The sequence below is a fragment of the Pseudomonas sp. Sample_20 genome, from assembly GCF_004307585.1.
In the GTDB taxonomy this organism is placed as follows: domain Bacteria; phylum Pseudomonadota; class Gammaproteobacteria; order Pseudomonadales; family Pseudomonadaceae; genus Aquipseudomonas; species Aquipseudomonas atacamensis.
Genome location: NZ_RCOA01000060.1, coordinates 157,629 through 180,871, shown reverse-complemented (window position 1 = coordinate 180,871; position 23,243 = coordinate 157,629). Strand labels below are relative to the sequence as shown.

Here is a 23,243-nt window from a genome sequence, read left to right as displayed (position 1 = left end):
CGGCGCCGAACACGCCTAGCCTGTGTGCCTGATCAATCGAGGTGTGCCATGCGTTTGCTGGTCGTAGAAGATGAAGCCAAAACCGCCAACTTCCTCGCCAAGGGCCTGGGCGAGTCGGGTTTCGCCGTGGATGTTGCGCTCAATGGCCTCGACGGCCGCTATTTTATCGAGCAGCAGGAATACGACCTGATCATCCTCGACGTGATGCTGCCCGGCCTCAACGGCTGGCAATTGTTGCAACTGATCCGCCAGCGCGGCGCCACACCGGTGCTGTTTCTCACCGCCAAGGACGCCATCGAAGACCGCGTCCGTGGTCTTGAGCTGGGAGCCGATGACTACCTGCTCAAACCCTTCGCCTTCGCCGAACTACTCGCGCGCGTGCGCACGCTGCTGCGACGCGGGCCGATGCGCGAAGCCGAGTCGTACAGCATTGCCGACTTGGAAATCGACGTATTGCGCCGCCGGGTCAGTCGCGGCGGCCAGCGCATTGCCCTGACCAACAAGGAATTCGCCCTGTTGCAGTTGCTCGCCAGCCGCCAGGGCGAAGTGCTCTCGCGCACGCTGATCGCCTCGCAGGTGTGGAACCTGAATTTCGACAGCGACACCAACATGGTCGAGGTCGCCGTGCGTCGCCTGCGTGCCAAGGTTGACGATCCGTACATGCCGAAACTTATCCACACCGTGCGCGGCGTCGGTTATCAACTGGAAGCGCCGGACGATGTGGAGTAAGTCGATCGCCTGGCGATTGGCGCTGGCCTTCGCCATGGTCTGCGCGCTGGTGCTGAGCGCAATCGGCGTGTTTCTCTACCGCTCGCTGGCCTCGGAATTGGCCTTTCGTGACGACATGGCCCTGCTCGGTCGCATGGAGCAAGTGCGCGCCTTGCTCGCCGACAGCGACAGCCTCGACGCTTTGCAGGCGCGACCACGGTTGTATCAGAACATGCTCGGCAATCTCGACAGTCTGCTGCTGGTGCGCCGGGCCGACGGTTCCAGCGTGATCGCGATCAACCCGCGCCAACGTGAATTGCCGGCGCTCAATGCATTACCGCGAGAGCAAATGCCGCAGCGCCGTGACGTGCTCACCTGGCAGGCCAGTGACGGCGCCGAGCTGGCCTTGCTGTCCGGCCAGGCCCAAGGCCCCAACGGTGAAACCCTCACGGTGATCGCCGGCAAGGTGCTCAGCGAGCGCGAGCAGATGCTCGGCAGTTATCGCCTGCGTCTGTATCTGTCCGTCGGCCTCGGCGCGTTGCTCGCTTTCGCTCTGGGCCTGCTGTTGCTGCGGCGTGGCTTGCAGCCCTTGCATCAGTTGAGCGAAGCGGTGCGCAGTATCGATCTGCGCAGCCTCGATCGACGCCTGCCTACCGAGGGCACGCCGAGCGAACTGCGCGAACCGGTGCACGCGCTCAACACCATGCTGGCGCGGCTGGACGACAGCGTGCAGCGCCTGTCGCAGTTCTCCGCCGACCTCGCGCACGAAATCCGCACGCCGCTGCACACCTTGCTGGCCAGCAACGGCCAGGCCCTGAACCATCCGCGCAGCACGGCCGAATATCAGGAAGTGCTGGCCTCGAACATGGAAGAGTTCGAACGGCTCAAGCGCATGGCCGAGAACCTGATGTTCCTCGCCCGCGCCGAACAGGCCGAACGTGCGCTCAATCTGCACCCGCTGGACTTGCGCAACGTCGGCGACGAACTCTGCGATTACTTCGAAGCCCTGGCCGATGACCGCGACCTGCAACTGCAAAACCGCATGCACGGCGAATTGCTCGCCGACCAGCAACTGCTGCAACGCGCCCTCGGCAATCTGCTGGCCAATGCCGTACGCCACGCCGACCCCGGCACCCTGATCAGTCTGCAACGCTTCGATGAACGGGGTATGTGCTGGCTGCAAGTGCACAACCACGGCCCGGTCATCGCGCCAGAGCATCTGGGCAAACTGTTCGATCGGTTCTACCGCGTCGACCCCTCAAGGGCGGAACCGGGGGATTCGGGTGGGCTGGGGTTGGCGATTGTGCAGTCGATCATGCACTTGCATGGCGGGCGGGTGCGGGTGAGGAGTGACGCCGACGGCACTGTTTTTGAGCTGGGGTTTGTGGTGGTCTGACGGCCTCTTCGCGAGCAGGCTCGCTCCCACAAGGAAACGCATTCCAACTGTGGGAGCGAGCCTGCTCGCGAAGGCGCTGGATCACACAATGGTGATTTTGGATCAGCGCAACTGATCCCGAAACTGCCCCGGCGTCATCCCTGTCCAGCGCTTGAACGCGCGGCTGAAGCTGCTGGTGTCGGCGAATCCCAGCAGATAGCTGACTTCACTCAAGGAACACTGCGGGTCACGCAGGTGCAGCAGCGCGAGATTTTCGCGGCTTTCGTTGAGCAGGGTGTCGAAGCGACAGCCCTCATCCGCCAGATGCCGCTGCAGGCTTCGCAGGCTCAGGTGCAAGGCCTGGGCGATGCGTTCGGCGCTCGGTTCGCCTTCGGGCAGTTGTTCTTCAATGGCATCGCGCACCTTGCGCTCCCAGGTCAGCGGTTTGAGCTGGGCGAGGGTGCGTTTGAGCACGGCTTCGTTGTGTTCGGCCAGTTCCGGGTTGGCGTCGTCGAGGTGGCTGTCGAAGTCGCTGAGGGCGAATTCCAGGCGGTCTTCGGTGGCGCAAAAATGCACCGGCGCGCGGAAGACTTTGTGCCATTGCTGGGCATCGCTCGGTTCGGGGCGGCGCAAGTACACCGCCAGCGGTGCGTAGTCACGGCCGAGGCGATTGCGGCAGGTGCGCACGTAGATCGCCGCGAAGGCGTCGATGGCTTCGACGGCCGGCGCCGGGTTGCCGGGCGGGATTTTCAGGCGGAATTGATAACGGTCTTCGCTGCGGCTCAGCTCCAGTTCCAGCGCATCGCTGACCACCGGGTGATAGCGCACGATGCGCTCGAACACCTCGCGCAAGCTGCCGCTGGCCACCAGCGCATAACCGAGCGCGTGGAAGGTGGTCGGGCTGACGAAACGCGACACGCGCAAGCCCAGTGCCGGGTCGCCGCTGGCTTCAACGGCGAGCGCCCATAGGCGCGTGGTACCGGACAGCGGATAGCGCGCATTGGGGTCGTCCATCAGCGCTGGGTCGAGCCCGGCCTGTTGGCACAAGGCAAGGCTGTCCAGCCCGAGCGCGTCGAGTTGTTTGCGCAAGGCGCGGGTCCAGCTGGCAAGAGAGGTCGGTTCCTTCATGCGAATTGGCGCGTCCGGTCAACAGGTTGGCGTTCTTGGCTAGCGCGGATCGAACCCCGGCAAGGCACGATGCATTCATCTTAGACCCGAGGATGGAAGCATGGACGGTACTTCTGCAAGCCCTGAACGACTGAATGCGGCGCAGCGCTCGGCACATATTCGCCAGGTGGTGTTGGCCAAGGGTGCGCAATTGCGTGAGCGCTACCCGATTCTTCAGCATCAGGATGCCCTCGGTGCGGGGATTCTGGCGTTCGCGCTGGCCGGAATGATCGGCTCGGCGGCGCTGTACATCACTGGCCATATGGCTTGGTGGGTGTGCCTGCTGCTCAATGCTTTTTTCGCCTCGCTGACCCATGAGCTGGAACACGACCTGATCCACAGCATGTACTTCCGCAAACAGCGCGTGCCGCACAACCTGATGATGGGCCTGGTCTGGCTGGCGCGGCCGAGCACGATCAATCCATGGATCCGTCGCCATCTGCACCTCAACCATCACAAGGTTTCCGGCACTGAAGCCGACATGGAAGAGCGCGCAATCACCAACGGCGAGCCGTGGGGATTTGCCCGTCTGCTGATGGTTGGCGATAACGTCATGTCGGCCTTTATCCGCCTGCTCCGCGCCAAGACCTGGGCACACAAGTGGAGCATCGGTAAACGCGTGCTCAAGGTCTACGCACCGCTGGCGCTGCTGCATTGGGGCGCGTGGTATGTGTTTCTCGGCTTTCACGCGGCCAATGGCATTGCGCATTTGCTTGGCTCGCCCATCGAGTGGTCGGCCACCACGCTTTCGGTGATGCAGGTGATCGATATTGCCGCCGTGGTGATCATCGGCCCGAATGTATTGCGCACTTTTTGCCTGCACTTCATCAGCTCGAACATGCATTACTACGGCGACGTCGAACCGGGCAATGTGCTGCAGCAATGCCAGGTGCTGAACCCTTGGTGGCTGTGGCCGTTGCAAGCGTTCTGCTTCAACTTCGGCAGCAGTCACGGGATTCATCACTTCGTGGTCAAGGAGCCGTTTTACATTCGCCAGATGACCGTGCCGGTGGCGCACAAGGTGATGCGCGAGATGGGTGTGCGGTTCAATGATTTCGGCACGTTTGGCCGGGCGAACCGGTTTGTGCGCGGAGATGAGGAAGTGGTGTCCGGGGAGGCGGTGGAGGCCTGACAGATGCCCCTCACCCTAACCCTCTCCCAGGGGAGAGGGGACTGATCTAGCTGTTTATTCTGGATACATCGACCTGAAATTTCGAGCCGACCTCAGGTTGGAAAAGCATGAAGATCTGCTCCCTTTCCCCCTCTCCCTCAGGGAGAGGGCTGGGGTGAGGGGGGCTTTTGATCTTGGTTCAATCCGGCTGAAACGGCGAAGCACTGAGGATCACCCCGGTCTCTTCCACATACCGCTGCCAATGCCCGATCAAGTCAGTGAGTTTCTGCGGCTGACTCAACGCCAGATCATGAATCTCCCCTGGATCGCTCGCCAGATCATAAAGCTGCCAGGTCGCCGGCCCGACCGGTCCGGGAATCCACACCGCCTTCCACGAGCCCTGGCGAATCGCCCGGCGTCCGAACAATTCCCACCCTGTCACGGTGTGCTCGTCATGCACCTGCGCGGTTTCGCCGGACAGGAAGCCCAGCCACGACTTGCCGCGCAGTGGCGCCACCGCTTTGCCTTTCCACTGTTTGCCCGGATGCCGCACGCCAGCCAGATCGAGAATGGTCGGGGTGATGTCCATCACCGTGCCGAAACCATGGCTGATCTGCCCTTTGAGCGGCAGTTGCGGATAGTGCAGCAGCGCCGGCACGCGGATCCCGCCCTCGGTGGTGAAAGCCTTGAACAAGCGTGACGGCGCGGTTGCCACTTGCGCCCAGTTCGGCCCGTACCAGACATAGGAATTGGCCCGGCCGATGTTGTTGAGGCTGTTGTCGTAATGCTGGTTGAGGTAGGTCATCAGCTCCGGGCCGAACTTGGGGAACGCTTCCAGCAGCGCGCCTTCGGCCCCGTTGTCGGACATGAACAGGATAAACGTGTTGTCGAGCTGTCCCTGCTGGCGCAGGTAATCGACGACCCGGCCGATGTTCCAGTCCATGCGCTCGACCATCGCCGCGTAGACCTCCATGGCTCGTGCGGAAATCTGCTTTTGCTCATCGCTCAAGGCGTCCCACTGCGCGCTGAGCTGAATCAGCGGGTGCGGCTCGACGTCCGCGTCGATCAGGCCCAGCGCCTTGAGTTTTTCCAGGCGTTCGAGGCGCAGCACTTGCGGGCCGGCGTCATAACGGCCACGGTATTTCTCGACGATCTCGGCCGGTGCCTGCAGCGGCCAGTGCGGCGCGGAGAAGGGCAGGTAAGCGAAGAACGGCCGGGTCTGATCGCGTTCCTTGAGGTACTGCAGCAGCTTGTCGCCGAAGGCATCGGAGGAATAGAAGTCCTTCGGCAACTCGTCAACAAACTGATCGTCCTCGATGTACAGCGCCGGGGTGGATTTCAGCAGGCCCGGCGTTTGCTCATCGTAGGTCGGCTCGAAACCATAGTGGTTGGCAGCGCCCGGCAACAGTGAAAACGAGCGCTCGAAACCGCGCGCATGGGGCGCCAGTTCAGCCTTCAGACCCAAGTGCCATTTGCCGCTCATCAACGTTTGATAGCCGGCCTCGCGCAGCAGTTCGGGCAGGGCGACGACGCGGTCGTTGAGGTAGCCCTCGTAGCCGGGTTTGCCGATCAGTTCCGGGGTCAACGCTTCGGCCATTGTGCCGATGCCGGCGATGTGGTGATCGGTGCCGGTCAGCAGCATCGAGCGCGTCGGCGAGCAGGTCGGTGCGGTGTGGAAATCGGTCAGACGCAGACCGTTGTGGGCCAGCGCATCGAGGTTCGGCGTAGCGATTTCGCCGCCGAACGCACCGATGTCGGAAAAGCCTAGGTCGTCGGCCAGAATCACTAGAAAGTTGGGACGTTGCGGCATCGCGAAACTCCTGTTCAGCAGGCAATGAACGTCAGCGGCAGATCGCGGATCTGCACCGCTGCGCTCGGTTGGTAATGGTCATCACTGGTCAGTTCGTGCAGCAGTTCTTCACGCAACTGATGGAAGTCGTAACTGCTGCGCTGGCGCGGGTGCGGCAGGGCGATGTCGACCACTTGCTTGATCCGCCCCGGACGCGGCTCCATCACCACCACGCGATCGGCCAGAAAAATCGCTTCCTCGACATCGTGGGTCACCAGAATCGTGGTGATCTGTGCCCGCTCGCGGATCGCCAGCAGCTCGTCCTGCATTTGCTGGCGGGTCAGTGCGTCGAGGGCGCCGAAGGGTTCGTCGAGCAACAGGATTCGCGGGCTGGCGACGAGACCGCGAGCAATCGCCACGCGCTGCGCCATGCCGCCGGAGAGTTGATGCGGATAGGCCGCGGTGAAATCGCTGAGGCCGACCAGCTCGATAAAGTCTTTGATGCGTTGTTGCTTCTGCGCTCCGCTCAGCGGTTCATTGACCAGACCCAGGCCGATGTTGTCGGCGACCGTCAGCCACGGAAACAGACGATGTTCCTGAAAGACGATGCCGCGCTCGCCGCCGATGCCGCTGACGGCCTTGCCATCGACACTGATCTGCCCGCGAAACTCGGTGTCGAGGCCGACCAGCAAACGCAGCAAAGTGGATTTGCCGCAGCCGCTGGAGCCGACGATGGCGACGAATTCGCCCTCGGCAATGTCCAGGTTGAATTCGCGAATCGCCTCCAGTTCGAAACCGTTGACGGCGAAGGATTTGCCTACGTGGTTGAAGCTGACAATCGGTGCGTTCATGCGTGTCTCCAGCGGGTCGCGCGAATTTCCAGGCGTTGGCCGATCAGGTTGAGCAGGGCGCCGGTGAGGCCGACCAGCAGCATGCCGGCCATGATCAGATCCATACGCAGCAGCTGCTGCGCGCCGATCATCTGACTGCCGATGCCGCCATTGGACGGCATGAAATATTCAGCGCCGATAGTGCCGAGCCAGGCGTAGATCAGGCTCAATCGCAGCCCGGCGAAGATCCCCGGCGCAGCGCCGGGCAGGACCAGTCGACGCAGGCGCTGGCCGAGGCTCAGGCGCAGCACTTGCGCGGCTTCGTTGAGTTGCGGCGAGAGGTTGGCGACGCTGCGCTGGGTGGCGATGAACAGCGGGAAGAAGGCGGCGAGAGCGACGAACACCCACTTGGCCAGTTCGCCGAGACCGAACCACGCGGTGAGCAGTGGCACCCAGGCGAAAATCGCAATCTGCCGCAGTGCGGCGAGTGTCGGGCCGAGCAGGCGTTCGCTGAAACGCGACAGGCCGAGGAGCAAGCCCAGGGCGAAACCGAGGCCGCCACCGATCAGCAAGCCGCCCAGGGTGCGGCTCAGGCTCAGCGTCATGCCGTTGACCAGCGTGCCGTCGAGCAGTCCGTCCCATGTCGTGCTCAGCACAGCCGCAGGGCTGATCAGAATATTCGCGTCGACCCACTGCTGATCATTGGCCGTTTGCCAAAGCGCCAACAAGCCCAGCGGCAACAGCCACGGTTGCAGGCGTTGCCAGCCCTGATAGCGCGGGCCGCGAGTGATGTGCGCGGTGGCCGGGTGCGGCCAGTGCAAGAGTCTGCGGTCGAGCAGACCGATGCCGCGATCCATGGCCACACCGATCACACCGATCACCACGATGCACACGAACACGATGTCGAGCATGAACAGCTGCCGCGCCCAGACCATCAGATAGCCGATGCCTTCACTGGAGGCCAGCAGCTCGACCGCCAGCAACGAGGTCCAGCCGGCGGCGAGTGCCAGGCGCACGCCAGCCATGAACGCCGGCAGCGCAGCGGGAAGCACCAGACGACGAATCAGCAGATGCGGCGGCAGGCGCAACACGGCGGCGGCTTCGCGCAGTTTCGGTTGCGCATCGCGCACACCGACCAGTGTGTGCAAGGTCACCGGCACCACAATGGCCTTGATCAGCACCACCAGTTTCAGCAGTTCGCCGATGCCGAAGAACACCATGAACAGCGGAATCCACGCCAGCGTCGGCACCTGCGCCAATCCAGCGAATGTCGGAAAAACCAGGCGCTCCAGACGTCGACTGAAACCCAGTGCGGCGCCAAGCACCGCGCCGGTCGAAACGCCTGCCAACAAACCCCAGATCAACCGTTGCAGGCTGATCCACAAATGACTCCACAACTCGCCTTGGGCCAGTTCCACAGCGCTGCTCCACACCAGCGATGGCGCCGGCAGGATCTGCTCGCTCATCCACTGATTGCGCGCGGCCAGCCACCACAGGACGAACAGGCTGACGGGCAACAGCCAGGGCAACAGGCGTTGATTCAGGCTCGGCCAGGTGCGACGGCTTTTCAGCGGCGGCGCGGCCAGCGGCAGGCTGAGCAGAGATTGACGGGCCATGGGTGACCTCCGTTGTCGAGTTGCATGGCGAACCGCTTTTCATGTGGCAGCGAGCCTGCTCGCGAAATGGCTGTTTTAAGGCAGCATTGATGGCGGCTGGCATTGCCTCTTCGCGAGCAGGCTCGCTCCCACACTGGGTTTCGTCATATATGAAACTGATCTAACAAACTTGCGTTAGATGCTATCGGGAGATAAGCGAATCCATTTAAGGCTTGCCTGCTTACGCGCATCCAATGCATTCGAAGAATATTTTCGATGCTGTTAATGCATATCGCGCTGCAAACCGCACACGCCCTCGCTTAGGTCATATAGATATAAAAATGTGCATTTATAGTATTTAAGTGAAGGTATGCATCCAGCCTACTTTCGGCTCCTCAGCGATCAAGGAGCCGCACCCATGAACCTTCCCTTCAAACGAATCATCAGCCTGCTGGCCGCCCCGGCGCTTGCAGGCTTTCTTGCGCTTGGCGCCCAAGCCGAAGAACTCAAGGAAATCCGCATCGCCGTGCCTGACCTCAGCGCCGGCACTCAACACAGCGGCGGCGGCATCGTCGATGTGCTGCGCGATCAGCAGATCTTCGAAAAGGCCTTCGCCGAGCAGGGCATCAAGATCCAGTGGAGTTTCTTCAAGGGCGCCGGGCCGGTGATCAATGAGGCGTTTGCCAATGGGCAGGTCGATCTGGCCTATCTTGGCGATCTGGCCGCGATCATCGGCAAATCCAATGGTCTGGACACGCGCCTGCTCAGCGCCACGGCGCGTGGGGTCAAGCAATACCTCGGCGTGGTGCCCGGCTCGGGAATCAAGACCCTGCAGGATCTCAAGGGCAAACGCGTGGCGATCTTTCGCGGAACGGCAACGCAACTGTCGTTCGATGCGGCGCTGGCCAGTCAGGGCCTGAGCGAGAAGGATCTGAAGGTGATCAATCTGGATTTCAATGCGGCGGTCTCGGCGCTCGCGGCCAAGCAGATTGATGCCTCGTGGGGCAGCTCCGCGCTGAGTGCGTTGCAAGCCAAAGGCCTGGCGGAGTTGCCGCTCAACACCAAGGACCTTGGCGGCGCTGGCAGCGTGCAGGCGGTGTTGCTGGGTAATGGCAAGTTTGTCGACGCCCATCCAGAGGTCATTGCGAAACTGCTCAAGGCGCAGCAGCAAGCGGTCGAGTGGCTGACTCAGGACAGCAACAAGGATGCCTATGTGCAGCTGGTATCAGGGCTGGCCAGTTATCCGCCGGTGATTCTTGCTCAGGATCTGAAGGACCAGAATCTCAGCGAGATTTTCCCGTCGACACTGGATCCGGTGTTCTTGAGCGGCCTGCAAGACAAGGTCGACCTGGCGGCGCAGCAGAAGCTGATCCGCAAGCCGTTCAAGGTCAGTGATTGGGTGGCGCCAGAGCTTTCTGCAGCCAGGCTTTAGCTTCCAGATCGTTCCCACGCAGAGCGTGGGAACGATCGGCGTGTGTCACGAAGGGGTTTCAGACAGCGACGCTGACGTCCTGCCGATCCACCGCGACCAACGTCTCGATCATTGCCCTCGCCGCCGGCGACAACCGAAACCCGGTGCGGCTGACGATGCCGCAGCGGGCGTTCATGCTTTCGAGGTTCTGCGGCAGGTTGCGCCAATGCAGCAGCACCAGCGAACCCTTGGCGACATCCTCAATAAACGCCTCCTCCGTGCCGACGCCGATCGCGTTGGATTGCAGTACCACTTTGACCAGCGCCGGAAAGTGCTCGGTCTCGATGGTCGGTGAGAAATCGATGCGCCCGCTGAGGTTCGCCAGCAGCTTGCGAATGCCTGGCGGGATCAGGGTGGCGGCCAGGGGAAAGTCGAACATGTCGTTGGTCGACAGGCTTTCCTTGGCCAGCAACGGATGCCCCGGCCGGCAGAAAAACACCCCGCGCTTGGGCGTCAGCGGTTGCGTCTGGAAATTAGGGTCGGACTCGAAATGGCGGATATCGGCGATGAAGAATTCGATCTCTTCGCGGCTCAGCGCGCGGCTGAGTTTTTCCCAGTTATCCACCTGAAAACAGGTGCGCACTTTCGGATGCGCATTGATGAACTGCGCCACCGCATCGGGCACCAGTTTCACCGCTGGCGCCGGCCCGCAACCAAAATGCACTTCGCCGGCGTCGAGCTTGGTCATTTGCGTCACTTCAGCGCTGAGCAACGCTGCGCCCTGCACCAGGCTCAAGGCATGTTGCAGCACCACCTGGCCCTCGGGCGTGGGGCGCAGATCCTTGTTGCCGCGATCGACCAGCACGCAACCGAATTCCTGCTCCAGCCCCTGAATGCTGCGGCTGAACGCCGGTTGAGTGATGCCCATGGCGTCTGCCGCACGGACAAAACTGCGGTGTTCGTTGAGGGCGATGAAGTAGCGCAACTGGCGAAGATCCATATGCTTTTCCGGCATCCTAAAAATAGCTCGAAGGCATTTGCGACGAGGGTTGCTTGAGGTTTTAAATGCAAGCTCTTATTCCGTCAACGAAGCATATGAATATCTATTAGATGTAATTGGAATATAGATAGAGCGTTGTTTCGCTGCCGCCAAAACCGTAAACCGTCGATGAGGGTCTTCCCATGAGCAATGCCGCACTCGCCGTAAAACCCGTTTCTCACGCGCTGGAAATTCACCCGGTAGCCGGTCGTATCGGTGCCGAAATCCGTGGCGTGCATCTGTCCGGTGAGCTGGACGCCGCCACTGTCGAAGCCATCCAGCAAGCCTTGGTCGAATACAAAGTGCTGTTCTTCCGCGAGCAGACGCAACTCGACGATCAGCGTCAGGAAGCCTTCGCCCATCTGCTTGGCGAACCGGTGGCGCACCCGACCGTGCCATCGCGCGAAGGCACCCGTTACCTGCTCGAGCTGGACGGCGCCGAAGGTCAGCGCGCCAACTCCTGGCACACCGACGTGACTTTCGTCGACGCTTACCCGAAAGCCTCGATCCTGCGCTCGGTGGTCGCCCCGGCCTTCGGCGGCGATACGCTGTGGGCCAACACCGCGACCGCTTACCGCGGCTTGCCGAGCGAGCTGCGTGAGCTGGCCGACAAACTGACCGCTGTGCACAGCAACGAGTACGACTACGCCGGTGCGAAGCCGGACGTCTCGGCAGAGAAGCTGGAGCGCTATCGCAAAGTCTTCACCTCGACCGTCTACGAAACCGAGCACCCGGTGGTGCGCGTGCACCCGATCAGCGGCGAGAAGAGCTTGCTGCTGGGGCATTTCGTCAAACGCATCAAAGGTTATTCACAGGCGGATTCGGCGCACCTGTTCGGCTTGCTGCAGAGCCATGTGATCCGCCAGGAAAACACCGTGCGCTGGCGCTGGCAGGCTGCAGATGTGGCGATCTGGGACAACCGCTCGACGCAGCATTACGCGATTGATGATTACGGCACCCAGGATCGCGTGGTGCGCCGGGTGACGCTCAAGGGCGAGGTGCCAGTGGGGGTGAGTGGGCAGCGCAGCCAGACCATCAAAGGTCGTGATTGAAGATCAAGAGCCCCTCACCCCAGCCCTCTCCCAGAGGGAGAGGGAGCCGACCGAGTTATCTCGCGTTATGCATCGACCTGAAAGACCTTATCGATTATGGATTCGGTGAAGCTGGATCAGGTCGGTGCACCTCTGAAAATATCCCCCATTCAGTCCCCTCTCCCTCCGGGAGAGGGTTAGGGTGAGGGGCTCTTCCCGCTACCACACACCAATCTGAACAACCTTGTCGGTTTCCGGTTCGCCATAACGAAACCGCTGCCCGCGCAAATCGATCTCCGGATGGCTGATCGTCGTCCGCCGCTTCAGTGCGCGTACCCATTCAAACAGATACCCCGCATGCTCCTCGCGCACCGCCGCGTACGCCGGGTCCTCACCCAGATCACTCAGCTCCTGCGGATCATTCAACAGATCAAACAGCTGCGGTCTAAACCCGTCGTACGCCAGGTATTTCCAGCGCTCGCTGCGCACCATGGTCATGCGGCACCGGTCGATCGGCTGGCCCAGTCGTTCCCGCGCCGGGGCCTGGAAGGCGTAGTCGTATTCGCTGATCGCATAGCGGCGCCAATCGGGATATTCCCCGTGCAGCAACGGGATCAAGGAACGCCCTTCCAGCCGGTGTTCCGCGCCCGCTAATCCCAACGCTTGAAGAAACGTCGGCAGCGCATCGATGGTTTCCGCCAGCCGCTCATCGACAGTGCCACGAGTGACATCCGCCGCCGCCCGAGGGTCGCGCACGATCAACGGCACGCCCACCGCCTGCTCGAGCAAAAACTCCTTCTCACCGAGCCAATGATCGCCAAGGAAATCGCCGTGATCGCTGGTGAACACGATCAACGTGTCATCCCAACGCCCGTTGCTCTGCAGAAAATCGAACAGCCGCCCCAACTGATCATCCACTTGCTTGATCAGGCCCATGTAGGTGGGGATTACATTCAATCGTACTGAGTCGCGGGAGAAGTTGAGGCTTTCCTCATGCTGGCGAAAGGCAGTGTATACGGGGTGTTTGCTGGCTGCGGAGGGCGTCGCGCGGACCGGATGAAGAATCGATTTCGTACTGTACAAGGCGTGGTATGGCGCCGGTACGATATAAGGCCAATGTGGTTTGATGTACGAGAGGTGTAAACACCAGGATTTCTCGCCTTGCTCGGTGATGAAGTCGATGGCGCGATTTGTAGTGTAGACAGTCTCTGAGTGTTGCTCGGGAATTCGTGCTGGCAAATTCGCATGACGCATTTTCCAGCCGCTGAGGATTTCACCGTTCTCGCCTTCGGCGGCATTCGCCCAGTCGTGCCAGGGATTCTTGCCATCGAAGCCCTGCGCGCGCAGGTATTGGGTATAGGGCGCGGATTCGCGCTTGTCGTCGAATGACGGATCGTCGGGGTAGATGCCGTCGTGGCGCAGGTACGGTTCGAAGCCGACCTCATTGAGCAACTCGGCTTGCGCGCTGTCCGGGTTGATTGCCAGGCGCTGCAAGGCGTCGACATTGGCCGTCGCATGGGTCTTGCCGACCAGCGCGGTGCGGATGCCGTGAGGTCGCAGGTAATCGCCGATCGTCAATTCATCCAGCGGCAACGGCACCGCGTTCCAGGCCACTTGATGGCTGCTGACATAGCGCCCGGTGTAGGCCGACATCCGCGACGGGCCGCAGATCGTGCCTTGGGTGTAGGCACGGCTGAAACGAACGCCTTCGGCGGCGAGGCGATCGATGTTCGGTGTGTGCAGATGCGGGTGGCCGTAGCAGGACAGGTAATCGCGGCGCAGTTGATCGCACATGATGTACAGCACGTTGCGCACGGGGTTGGGAGGAATGGGCATGGAGTTCACCGGTCAGTGGGACAGGTGAGGGTTTTCGCTGTCGGTGGGGGTTTTCGGCAAGTGCATTTGGGGAATGGTTTTTATGCAGCGATTGCATCAGCCTCTTCGCGAGCAGGCTCGCTCCCACATTGGAAATGCGTATTCCTGTGGGAGCGAGCCTGCTCGCGAAGGGGCCAGCTCAGACAGCAAAATTCTCCAGCGAACACACCTCCTGATCTTCCGCATCAACCACTTTGATCTGCTCAATCATCGCTTCGGCCAACGGTGACAACCGATACCCGGCGCGGCTGACGATGCCATAGCGGGTGTACAGCTCCTCCAGATCATCGGCCAGGCCTTCGATCTTCAAACAGACCAGCTCACCCTTGGCCAGATGCAGCGCATCGGAATACGCGCCGACAATTCCGATCGCCTCCGAGCGCAACACCACACTCAATAGACTCGAGCCGTTTTCGCATTCCACATTCGGGGTGAAATCCGGACGACCGCTGAGGTCGACGATGACCTTGCGCAGGTTCGGCGGGCGGATGCTGACCGCCAGTGGATAACTCAGCAATTGCTCGGCAGTGATGCGTTCAAACGCCGTCAGTGGATGCCCGGCGCGGCAGCAGAAATGCCATTTGCGTGCCCGCAAGCGGTAGGTCTGGTAATCCGGATCGGCCTCGAATTGCCGGGTATCGGCGACGAAGAATTCGAACTCTTCGCTGAGCAGGCGTTTGCTCAGGCTCTGCCAGTCATCGACTTGAAATTGCACCCGCGCTTTCGGGTAGCGGCCGATGAACGCGCCGATCGCGCGTGGGATCAATCCAGCGGCTGGCGCCGGCCCGCAGCCAAAGCGCAATTCCCCGGCCTCGAGGCCATTGAACTGGCTGATCTCATTGGCCATCTGCTGCGCACCGCTGACCAGTCGCCGCGCATGTTCGAGCAGCACATGGCCCTGTTTGGTAGGCGGCAATTCCTTGCGCCCACGGTCGACCAACTGGCAGCCGACGCTGTGTTCCAGTGCTTGGATGCTGCGGCTGAATGCCGACTGCGACAGGTTCACCGCCTGCGCTCCAGCCACGAAGCTGCGTTGCTCAACCAGAGCAATGAAGTGACGCAATTGGCGCAAGTCGATATGCATTTTTCACATAAAAAATATCCGGGAAATGCATTGGATATGCATTAGGTCGACTCCTTATAAAGGCAATCTCTTATGCAGTAAATATATCTAAATCCATAAATAAATAACTTAAAAGAATATGCAGGACTGAAGATGTCTGTGTGTTTTTTGACCAGGAGCCGCGCCATGAGTCCGTTGAATCTCGCGTTACCCCCATCACCCCGACGGCTCAAATGCCTGCCTTTGGCGCTGTTGCTGGCAGGCAGCGCCAGCTGGACTCACGGCTATGCCGCCGAAGCCGAAACCCCTCCGCCCGTCCCCGCAGGCACAGCGGCGGCCAACGGTTCGCAGCTGGAAACCGTGACCGTCACCACCCGCCGCCGCGAAGAAAGTTCGCAAGACGTGCCGACGCCAATGAGCGTGGTCAGTGGGCAGAATCTGGAGACGCAACGGGTTTACCGGATTCAGGACTTGCAGCAACTGGTGCCCAGCGTCAACGTCGCTTACATGCATGCGCGCCAGTCCAGCGTGTCGATCCGTGGCCTGGGTAACAACCCGGCCAGCGATGGCCTGGAAGGCAGCGTTGGCCTGTACATCGACAACGTTTATCTGGGCCGTCCGGGGATGGCGGTGTTCGACCTGATGGACATCGAACAGCTCGAGGTCTTGCGCGGTCCGCAGGGCACGCTGTTCGGCAAGAACACCACCGCCGGGGTCATCAACATCAGCACCCGCGCCCCCAGTTTCACACCGGAACGCAGTATCGAAACCTCGGTCGGCGAGGACGGTTACTTCCAGACCAAAGGCACGATTTCCGGGCCGCTCAACGATCAACTGGCCGGGCGCTTCTCGGCGTATCGCACGCGCAGTGACGGTGACATCAAGAACGAATACGACGGCCACGACCTCAACGGTGGTTCGCGCGAGGGCTTCCGCGCGCAACTGTTGTTCAAGCCCAATGAAGATTTCAATCTGCGCTGGATCGGCGATTACAACGAAGAAGATTCCAGCGCCGGCACCCGCGTGTTGTACAACACCGGGCCGACCATCAACGGCGTCAATCTGTATGAATCGCGGGCCAGCGCGGCCGGGGCGACGCTGGTCAACGGCCGGCATCGCAAGGTCAATCTCGATAACGACCAGCACGTCACCGTGCATCAGGGCGGCACTTCAGTGGAAGCCAACTGGACGTTGCCGAGCGACTTCACCCTGACGTCGGTCAGCTCTTATCGTTTCTGGAATTTCACCCCGCGCAACGACGATGGCCTCAACGTGCCGGCCAGCTACAACGCCGGCGTGTCGGTGGAAGACAAACAGTATTCGCAGGAATTTCGCCTGGCCTCGCCCAAGGGTGAGTTCTTCGATTATGTGGTCGGCGCCTACTATTTCGGCTCGGATCTGGACAACAAATCCTTCTCCTATTACGGCCCGCAGGCCGACATCTGGAATGGCACACCGGCGGGCAGCCTGGCCAACGTCACCAGCGTCGGTAACGGCCATATCCAGACCGACAGTTTCGCCCTGTTTGCCCAAGGCACCTGGCACCTGAGTGAACGTCTCGATTTCACCGCCGGGGTGCGTGGCACCTACGAAGAGAAAAACGCTTCGGTCAGCCGCAACGCGCCGGTCGGCGGCGTGGCGGTGGCGGGTGCGGCAGCCAATGCGCGTCGGGGGCGTGCCGGCGTCTACGATTCCGGTGATTTGAATCAGTACAGCTCCAGCCCCTCGGGACTGCTCAACCTGAGCTATCGCATTACCGACGACGTGCTCGGTTACGCGACGCTGTCCCACGGCGAGAAATCCGGCGGGGTCAACCTCGCGGTCGGCTCCGCACCTACCGCTGGCGCCGACTCGTTACTGATCGGCACCGAGCGCGCCAACAACGCCGAACTCGGCTTCAAAAGCACCCTGTGGGATCGCCGCCTGCAACTCAACGCCAACGTATTCTGGACCCAGGTCAACGCCTACCAGACCAACGCCTATGACGCCGCCAACCGCGTGCAATACCTGACCAACGCAGGCTCGGTGCGCTCGCGTGGCATCGAGTTCGAAAGCACCGTGGTGCCGCTGCGTGGCCTGACCCTGAATTTCAACGGCTCGTACAACGACGTCAGCTACCTCTCGTACAAGGATGCGCCGTGCCCGCCGGAAGTCAGCCAGGCCCCGGGTGCGCCGGCCTCGTGCGACCTCAGCGGCCATCAAGTGGTCGGCGCGTCGAAATGGATCGGCAACGCCAACGGCGAATACAAATGGAATCTGGCTAACGGCTTCGAACCCTACGTCACCGGCAGCTACGCGTTCCGCTCCAAAGCGGTGGGCACGGTCGAGGATTCCGACTACGGGCAGATCCCCAGTTACGCGGTGGTCAACCTATCCACTGGCTTGCGCGGTGATTTCAATCAGGGCCAGTGGGACGTCTCGCTGTGGCTGAAAAACGCCTTCGACAAAACTTATTACACGACTCTGTGGACCGGCGGCAACGGCGGCTATGAAGGCCTGCTCGGCACCCCGCGAACCCTCGGCGTTACCGGTCGCTACGACTTTTAATTGAGCTTTCAAGGCGCTGACCTGGACATGGCCGTTCAACCAATCCTCAGCGGCGCCGGCAAGCAGACGCAGCTGATCGACAGCGACGGCGGCAATCGCGCCTAAACGTCGGCATTCAGCGAACCAAAACAGCCTTTTAAGGCGTTAACGGATGCCGTATCCGAATACTTTTCATGCCGTAAAAGCATGGGGTTTATGGCAGATCGCTGCAGCCCTTTTGGTGCGCGGCTTCGGTAAAAAAGGGCGATTTGCATATTCCTTGAAGACCTATGCATAACGTCAAAGATTACTTTCGGTGATAAGCGCGCAAGCCCAATGTTTACCCCATCGACTACGCCGTGGGGGCTTCAAGAATTGCGGGTTGATCGCTTTGGCTCGTAGAACGAAAGAGACTGCAGGGAGTTGAACAATGGGCAATGTCCAGACCGCCGCCAGCGCAGGGGAGTTGATGTGGCGGCATACGCCGAGTGGCGAACTGGTCGATCTTGGCCGGCCGCACCGGGTGCCGTTGGGGCAGTTGCGTTTGCAGCGAGCGCCCAAGGGTATTTTGAGTCGGCGCGAAACCCTTCTGCTCGGTGTTCTCGCGCTGGTGGTGCATGGCGCGGTGATTTACTGGGTCAGCCAGAAACCGACGCCAGTGCTGCCGGTGGTGCCGCCGGAAATTCCGCCGATGACCATCGAGTTTTCGCGCCCGGCTCCGCCAGCGCCGCCGGTTGTTGCGCCGCCATCACCGGCGCCCGTGGTCGAACCGCCACCGCCAGTGGAGGATGAGTTGGCGGTGAAACCGCCGCCGCCCAAGCCGATCGCCAAACCCAAACCGGTGGTGAAACTGCCGCCCAAACCCGGGCCGAAGCCGGTAGAGCAGCCGCCAGCGCCAACGAAACCGGCAGCCCCGGTCGCAGCGCCAGCGCCCCCCGCGCCGCCGGCACCTGCGCCCGTTACACCGGCTTCAGCCAATGCTGCATACCTGAAAAACCCGGCGCCGGAATATCCGTCGCTGGCCCAGCGGCGTGGTTGGGAAGGCACGGTGTTGTTACGGGTGCATGTGTTGGCCAGCGGCAAACCGGGCGAGATCCAGATTGCCAAAAGCAGCGGCCGCCAGCAGCTCGATGACGCCGCGCTCAACGCTGTGAAGCGATGGAGTTTCGTCCCGGCCAAGCAGGGTGATGTCGCCCAGGACGGCTGGGTCAGCGTGCCCATCGATTTCAAGATTCATTAAACCGAAACCAAATTCGCGCGAAATGTTTACACGAGGGAACACATCATGACGTTACTGGCATCTCCACTGGAATCCATCGAAAGCGCGGTGATCTGGCTGCTGGTGGGTTTTTCCGTCGCCACTTGGGGCCTGGCGTTGCTCAAGGCTGTGCAGTTCGGTCGTTTGAAAGCGCAGGATCGGCGCTTTCATAAACGTTTCTGGGCGGCGTCGAGCCTGGATGCCGCCGCCGAGTTGAGCGAAACCCAGCCCGGCGCCGCAGCGCGGGTGGCGCAGGCCGGTTACGCGGCGATCCAGGTGGGCGAGGCGCCGCAGGCAAATGACCTGAGCCAGGCGATCAACCATCAGGATCGCCTCGAACGCGCCTTGCGCCAGCAGATCGTCCGCGAGCGCCGTTCCCTGGAAACCGGTCTGGCGGTGGTCGCGAGTATTGGCAGCACCTCGCCGTTCATTGGTTTGTTCGGCACGGTGTGGGGAATCATGGAAGCGTTGAAAGGCATCAGCGCCGCCGGTTCGGCGAGCCTGGAAACGGTGGCCGGGCCGATCGGTGCGGCACTGGTCGCGACCGGCGTGGGGATCGCCGTCGCGGTGCCGGCGGTGCTGGTTTACAACTACTTTCTGCGCCGTCTGAAATTGACCGCGGCGGATCTCGATGACTTCGCCCACGACTTCTACAGCCTGGCGCAGAAGAGCGCGTTCCGCGTGCTGATCCACCCGACCGCGCACAAGGTGGCAACGTCGGGCAACGCGGCAAAAGTGAAGGAGGCCTCCTGATATGGCCTTCTCTACGCAAGACACGGATGAGGTGCTCAGCGAAATCAACGTGACGCCGCTGGTAGATGTGATGCTGGTGCTGCTGGTGGTGTTTATCGTCACCGCGCCGCTGCTGACCAATGCGATACCGATCAACCTGCCGAAGACCGAAGCGGTGGCGCCGGTCGAGCAGAAGGATCCGCTGGTGGTGAGCATCGACGGCGCCGGCAAGCTGTTTATCAACAAGGACGAGATTCAGCCCGACTTGCTGGAATTCAACCTCAAGTCGGCCAAGGCCAAGGACCCGGAAGTGCGCGTGCAATTGCAGGCCGATGACGGGGTGAATTACGGCGAAGTGGCGCGAGCCATGGCTTCGATCGAACGGGCAGGGATTTCCAAGTTGTCGGTGATTACTGCGCGGTGACAGGTTTTTGCTTTTCCGGGGCCGTCTCCTTGGCAGGGTGCGGCCCTTTTTTTGCGTTCGGTTTTTGAAAAAGCCCCTCACCCTAGCCCTCTCCCGGAGGGAGAGGGGACTGACCGGGGTGTCTGGCGGCTATACACCGATATGAGAAATCCAGTCGAACTCAAGATTTGAAGAACCTGAAGATCGGCTCCCTTTCCCCCTCGCCCCCTTGGGGGAGAGGGTTGGGGTGAGGGGGAGGAATCTTATGCCCTACACAAATCTCATATTCGATACGGGTCTTAATAAATAGCTTCTTATTCCTTAACGAATATAACTCCTCTCCCTATACTCGACACGGAACAGACACGCCGCAGGAGAGCTTCCCCATGCGCAACGAATCAATCCGCTACCTGATTGTGCCGGGCTGGCAAGGATCGCCAGAAGATCATTGGCAAAGCCATTGGCAGAACAGCCTGCCGAACAGCGCGCGGGTCGAGCAGGCCGATTGGCTGACGCCGCGCCGTGAAGACTGGGTCGCCGCGCTGGCCGAAGCGATTGCCGCGGACAGCACGCCGGTCATTCTCATCGCTCACAGTCTCGGCTGCATCACCGTCGCTCACTGGGCGGCGACTGCGCCGTTGCAGTACCTGCGTCAGGTGCGCGGGGCGTTGCTGGTCGCGCCGGCCGATGTCGAGCGTCCTGCCTGCGCGCCAGCGCTGCGCAACTTCGCACCGATTCCGACGAACCTGTTGCCATTCCCCAGTCAGGTCGTCAGCTCCGACAACGACGCCGCCGTCAGTGCCCCGCGCGCGCTCGAACTGGCGCGCTACTGGGGTGCGGAGGCGGGGATTCTCGCCGGGGCCGGGCACATCAACGTCAAGTCCGGGCATCAGCGTTGGGAGCAGGGGTTTGCCTATCTCTATCGCCTGCAAAACCGTCTGGAACATCACGCCCGCCGTCGCGCCTGACCTTACTATTCAACGCCCCCGTCGGCTGGCGGTTTTGGGCGGGAGCCTGCCATGAGTCTCGAAACCTTCGGTCAGCCCTTGTTGACCTTTCCCGATGCGGAAAAAAGCCCCCTGAGCATTCGCGCCAAGGCGTTGGTGTTCGTCGACCCACGCTCGCGGCAATTGCGCGAGGAGTTGGAGCAGTTGGCTCCACGTGCGATTTCAGTATTGATTCGCGGTGAGACTGGCACCGGTAAAGAGCTGCTCGCCCGGCATATCCACCGCGCCAGTGATCGCAGCGGGCTGTTCGTTTCGGTGAACTGCGGCGCGATCAGCCCGACCTACGCCGACGCCGAACTGTTCGGCTACGCCGCCGGCAGCTACAGCGGTTCGGCCAGCAGCCGCGCCGGCTGGTTCGGTTCGGCCAACGGCGGCACCTTGTACCTGGATGAAATCGGCGATCTGCCGCTGCCGATCCAGATCAAGTTGCTCGCGGCATTGGAAAACCACGAAGTCACCCGCGTCGGTGCGCATCAGCCGAGCCCGGTGGATGTGCGCCTGGTTGCGGCGACCAGCATCGATCTGGCTCAGGCCGTGGACGCCGGAAAATTCCACGAGCGGCTCTATCACTACCTCAGCGAGGGTCATCTGGAGCTGCCGGCGTTGCGCGCGCGTACCGGCGACATTCTCTCGCTGGCGGAGTATTTCCTTGGCATCTACAGCCAGTGTCTGGACTTGCCCGTGCCGCTGATCAGCGAAGCCGCTCAGCATGTACTCGAACAACACAGCTGGCCGGGCAACACTCGCGAACTGGAAAACGTCATCCACTTTGCCCTGCTGGTCAGCACCGGCGACGAGATCCTGCCGGAACATCTGAACCTGCCTGACGCGTCTGCGCCTCAGGTTCAGATCGAACGTCTGGTCAGGCAGACCCATATAGGTGGTAGCAGTGCAGAGCGTAAGGCCTTGAAAGATTGGCTGATTCGCTTGAGCGAGGCGGTGTGACCATTTTCTTCAACATGAACAAAATGGAATATGAAGCTGAATAAACGTTATTGTCCGGGAATAAAAAATCCGGGTATTGTCCGCCTCACGCCAGCGATATCACTTCACTGGCACACGTATTAAATGCCGTCGTCGATGACGACCGTGATTTTCGATAAGGACACTGCATGAAAAAGGTTCTGTTGTTTACCGCATTGGCGGCTGCTCTAACGGCTTCTTTCGCCAACGCCGGCGAGAAACTGGTAGTTGCCGCAACGCCGGTGCCCCACGCTGAAATCCTTGAGCTGATCAAACCGACCCTGGCCAAAGAAGGCGTGGATCTGGAAATCAAGGTCTTCACCGATTACGTGCAACCGAACGTACAGGTCGGCGAGAAGCGTCTCGACGCCAACTACTTCCAGACCCTGCCGTACCTGAACAGCTTCAACCAGGGTAAATACAAGGATGACAAATCCAAGTACCTGGTGACCGTGCAGGGCGTCCACGTTGAACCGTTCGGTGGATACTCGAGCAAGTACAAGACTCTGGCTGAGCTGCCGGACGGCGCGACCATCGCCATCCCCAACGAAGGCAGCAACAGCGGCCGTGCGCTGATCCTGCTGCAAAAGGCCGGCCTGATCGAACTGAAAGATCCGAAAAACGCTTTGGCAACGCCGAAAGACATCGCCAAGAACCCGCACAACTTCAAGTTCAAGGAACTGGAATCGGCCCTGCTGCCGCGCGTTCTGAAAGAAGTTGATCTGGACATGATCAACACCAACTACGCGCTGGAAGCCAAGCTCAACCCGCAGAAAGATGCGCTGGTGATCGAAGGCGCCGACTCGCCGTACGTGAACTTCCTGGTGGCCCGTGAGGACAACAAGAACAGCGACGCGATCCAGAAACTGGCCAAGGCCCTGACCAGCCCGGAAGTCAAAGCGTTCATCGAGAAGAAGTACAGCGGCGCGGTGTTGCCGGCGTTCTGATCTGACGCTTGAGTAAATCCGCTTCAGACGTGAAAACGCCGATGGCCAGTGATGGTCATCGGCGTTTTTTTGCGTGCGTTTCAAGCCGTTGAAAAGATCGTTCCCACGCTCTGCGTGGGAATGCCTCATCGGACGCTCCGCGTTCGGCTCTTAATGGGACGCGGAGCGTCCCGGGCTGCATTCCTTTGCTGCGCGTGGGAACGATCAAAGGCTCAGGCCACCTGCGTCTTCAACGCCCGGCGCAACGCCCTCAACAATTTCAAGATGTCCTGCGGATCCAGCCGCTGCGGCACTTTTACGTCCATGTCTTTCTTCCTTGTGGTGAATGGGCCGGAGAGTCTGGCCAAAAGCTGTGGGTCCTTGGAGGTCTTTCGTGAAAAAAAGATCCGTCCTACAGCGCAAAGAAAAATAGC

Annotated in this window: 19 protein-coding genes; 12 read left to right on the top strand and 7 right to left on the bottom strand. The window is 61.0% G+C overall.

What is annotated here, in order from left to right:
* Window positions 1–48 precede the first annotated feature (48 nt).
* Both D8U70_RS13835 and D8U70_RS13830 read left to right on the top strand, forming a co-directional pair.
* Complete coding sequence (locus D8U70_RS13835; RefSeq protein WP_041477440.1) at window positions 49–729, top strand: heavy metal response regulator transcription factor; 681 nt, start codon at window positions 49–51, stop codon at window positions 727–729.
* Window positions 719–2,104, top strand: coding sequence for a heavy metal sensor histidine kinase (locus D8U70_RS13830; RefSeq protein ID WP_130929101.1), 1,386 nt, complete (start codon window positions 719–721; stop codon window positions 2,102–2,104). Before D8U70_RS13835 ends, D8U70_RS13830 begins: the two co-directional genes overlap by 11 nt.
* 102 nt (window positions 2,105–2,206) lie before the next feature.
* On the opposite strand, the gene D8U70_RS13825 is transcribed toward D8U70_RS13830, so the two are convergent.
* Entirely contained in the window at window positions 2,207–3,211 is a 1,005-nt protein-coding gene (locus D8U70_RS13825) for an AraC family transcriptional regulator (RefSeq protein ID WP_122747898.1), read from the bottom strand.
* A gap of 100 nt (window positions 3,212–3,311) precedes the next feature.
* On the opposite strand from D8U70_RS13825, the gene D8U70_RS13820 reads away from it, so the two are divergent.
* Window positions 3,312–4,382, top strand: a complete 1,071-nt coding sequence (locus D8U70_RS13820; RefSeq protein WP_130929100.1) for a fatty acid desaturase — start codon at window positions 3,312–3,314, stop codon at window positions 4,380–4,382.
* A 178-nt stretch (window positions 4,383–4,560) separates the two neighbouring features.
* Here the strand turns inward: D8U70_RS13820 and D8U70_RS13815 are convergent, their stop codons facing one another.
* From D8U70_RS13815 to D8U70_RS13805, 3 genes are read right to left on the bottom strand one after another with little or no spacing between them, the layout of a single operon-like run.
* Window positions 4,561–6,171 (bottom strand): arylsulfatase, encoded by a 1,611-nt coding sequence (locus D8U70_RS13815; RefSeq protein ID WP_073471494.1) that lies wholly within the window; start codon window positions 6,169–6,171, stop codon window positions 4,561–4,563.
* A 14-nt stretch (window positions 6,172–6,185) separates the two neighbouring features.
* Window positions 6,186–7,001 carry an ABC transporter ATP-binding protein gene (locus D8U70_RS13810; RefSeq protein ID WP_071174032.1) on the bottom strand — a complete coding sequence of 272 codons (816 nt, stop codon included), beginning with the start codon at window positions 6,999–7,001 and terminating at the stop codon, window positions 6,186–6,188.
* Entirely contained in the window at window positions 6,998–8,596 is a 1,599-nt protein-coding gene (locus D8U70_RS13805) for an ABC transporter permease subunit (RefSeq protein ID WP_130929099.1), read from the bottom strand. Before D8U70_RS13805 ends, D8U70_RS13810 begins: the two co-directional genes overlap by 4 nt.
* Before the next feature lie 397 nt (window positions 8,597–8,993).
* On the opposite strand from D8U70_RS13805, the gene D8U70_RS13800 reads away from it, so the two are divergent.
* On the top strand, window positions 8,994–10,007 hold the full coding sequence (locus D8U70_RS13800) for an ABC transporter substrate-binding protein (protein ID WP_016772231.1): 1,014 nt from the start codon (window positions 8,994–8,996) through the stop codon (window positions 10,005–10,007).
* Window positions 10,008–10,065: 58 nt separating this feature from the next.
* On the opposite strand, the gene D8U70_RS13795 is transcribed toward D8U70_RS13800, so the two are convergent.
* Entirely contained in the window at window positions 10,066–10,986 is a 921-nt protein-coding gene (locus D8U70_RS13795; RefSeq protein ID WP_039756363.1) for a LysR family transcriptional regulator, read from the bottom strand.
* Window positions 10,987–11,168: 182 nt separating this feature from the next.
* Between D8U70_RS13795 and D8U70_RS13790 the strand changes: the two genes are divergently transcribed.
* Window positions 11,169–12,077 carry a TauD/TfdA family dioxygenase gene (locus D8U70_RS13790; protein WP_130929098.1) on the top strand — a complete coding sequence of 303 codons (909 nt, stop codon included), beginning with the start codon at window positions 11,169–11,171 and terminating at the stop codon, window positions 12,075–12,077.
* Window positions 12,078–12,275: 198 nt separating this feature from the next.
* Here D8U70_RS13790 and D8U70_RS13785 read toward each other — a convergent pair whose 3' ends face one another.
* Both D8U70_RS13785 and D8U70_RS13780 read right to left on the bottom strand, forming a co-directional pair.
* Window positions 12,276–13,892, bottom strand: coding sequence for an alkaline phosphatase family protein (locus tag D8U70_RS13785; protein WP_130929097.1), 1,617 nt, complete (start codon window positions 13,890–13,892; stop codon window positions 12,276–12,278).
* A gap of 178 nt (window positions 13,893–14,070) precedes the next feature.
* The gene (locus tag D8U70_RS13780) at window positions 14,071–15,015 is read right to left on the bottom strand and encodes a LysR family transcriptional regulator (protein ID WP_071174037.1); all 945 of its coding nucleotides are present in this window, start codon (window positions 15,013–15,015) and stop codon (window positions 14,071–14,073) included.
* 165 nt (window positions 15,016–15,180) lie between these two features.
* Here D8U70_RS13780 and D8U70_RS13775 point away from each other — a divergent pair, with 165 nt between their 5' ends.
* The 7 genes from D8U70_RS13775 to D8U70_RS13745 all read left to right on the top strand — a co-directional run bounded on the left by D8U70_RS13775 (window position 15,181) and on the right by D8U70_RS13745 (window position 22,830).
* Entirely contained in the window at window positions 15,181–17,541 is a 2,361-nt protein-coding gene (locus D8U70_RS13775; protein WP_130929096.1) for a TonB-dependent receptor, read from the top strand.
* Between the two features lie 409 nt (window positions 17,542–17,950).
* Window positions 17,951–18,760, top strand: a complete 810-nt coding sequence (locus D8U70_RS13770) for an energy transducer TonB (RefSeq protein WP_130929095.1) — start codon at window positions 17,951–17,953, stop codon at window positions 18,758–18,760.
* A 45-nt stretch (window positions 18,761–18,805) separates the two neighbouring features.
* Window positions 18,806–19,531, top strand: coding sequence for a MotA/TolQ/ExbB proton channel family protein (locus D8U70_RS13765; protein ID WP_110602241.1), 726 nt, complete (start codon window positions 18,806–18,808; stop codon window positions 19,529–19,531).
* Window position 19,532: 1 nt separating this feature from the next.
* Window positions 19,533–19,934 carry a biopolymer transporter ExbD gene (locus D8U70_RS13760; protein WP_122508390.1) on the top strand — a complete coding sequence of 134 codons (402 nt, stop codon included), beginning with the start codon at window positions 19,533–19,535 and terminating at the stop codon, window positions 19,932–19,934.
* A 365-nt stretch (window positions 19,935–20,299) separates the two neighbouring features.
* The gene (locus D8U70_RS13755) at window positions 20,300–20,881 is read left to right on the top strand and encodes an alpha/beta hydrolase (RefSeq protein ID WP_130929094.1); all 582 of its coding nucleotides are present in this window, start codon (window positions 20,300–20,302) and stop codon (window positions 20,879–20,881) included.
* Between the two features lie 51 nt (window positions 20,882–20,932).
* Complete coding sequence (locus D8U70_RS13750; RefSeq protein ID WP_130929093.1) at window positions 20,933–21,865, top strand: sigma 54-interacting transcriptional regulator; 933 nt, start codon at window positions 20,933–20,935, stop codon at window positions 21,863–21,865.
* Between the two features lie 167 nt (window positions 21,866–22,032).
* Complete coding sequence (locus tag D8U70_RS13745; protein ID WP_016772222.1) at window positions 22,033–22,830, top strand: MetQ/NlpA family ABC transporter substrate-binding protein; 798 nt, start codon at window positions 22,033–22,035, stop codon at window positions 22,828–22,830.
* Window positions 22,831–23,243: the final 413 nt, after the last annotated feature.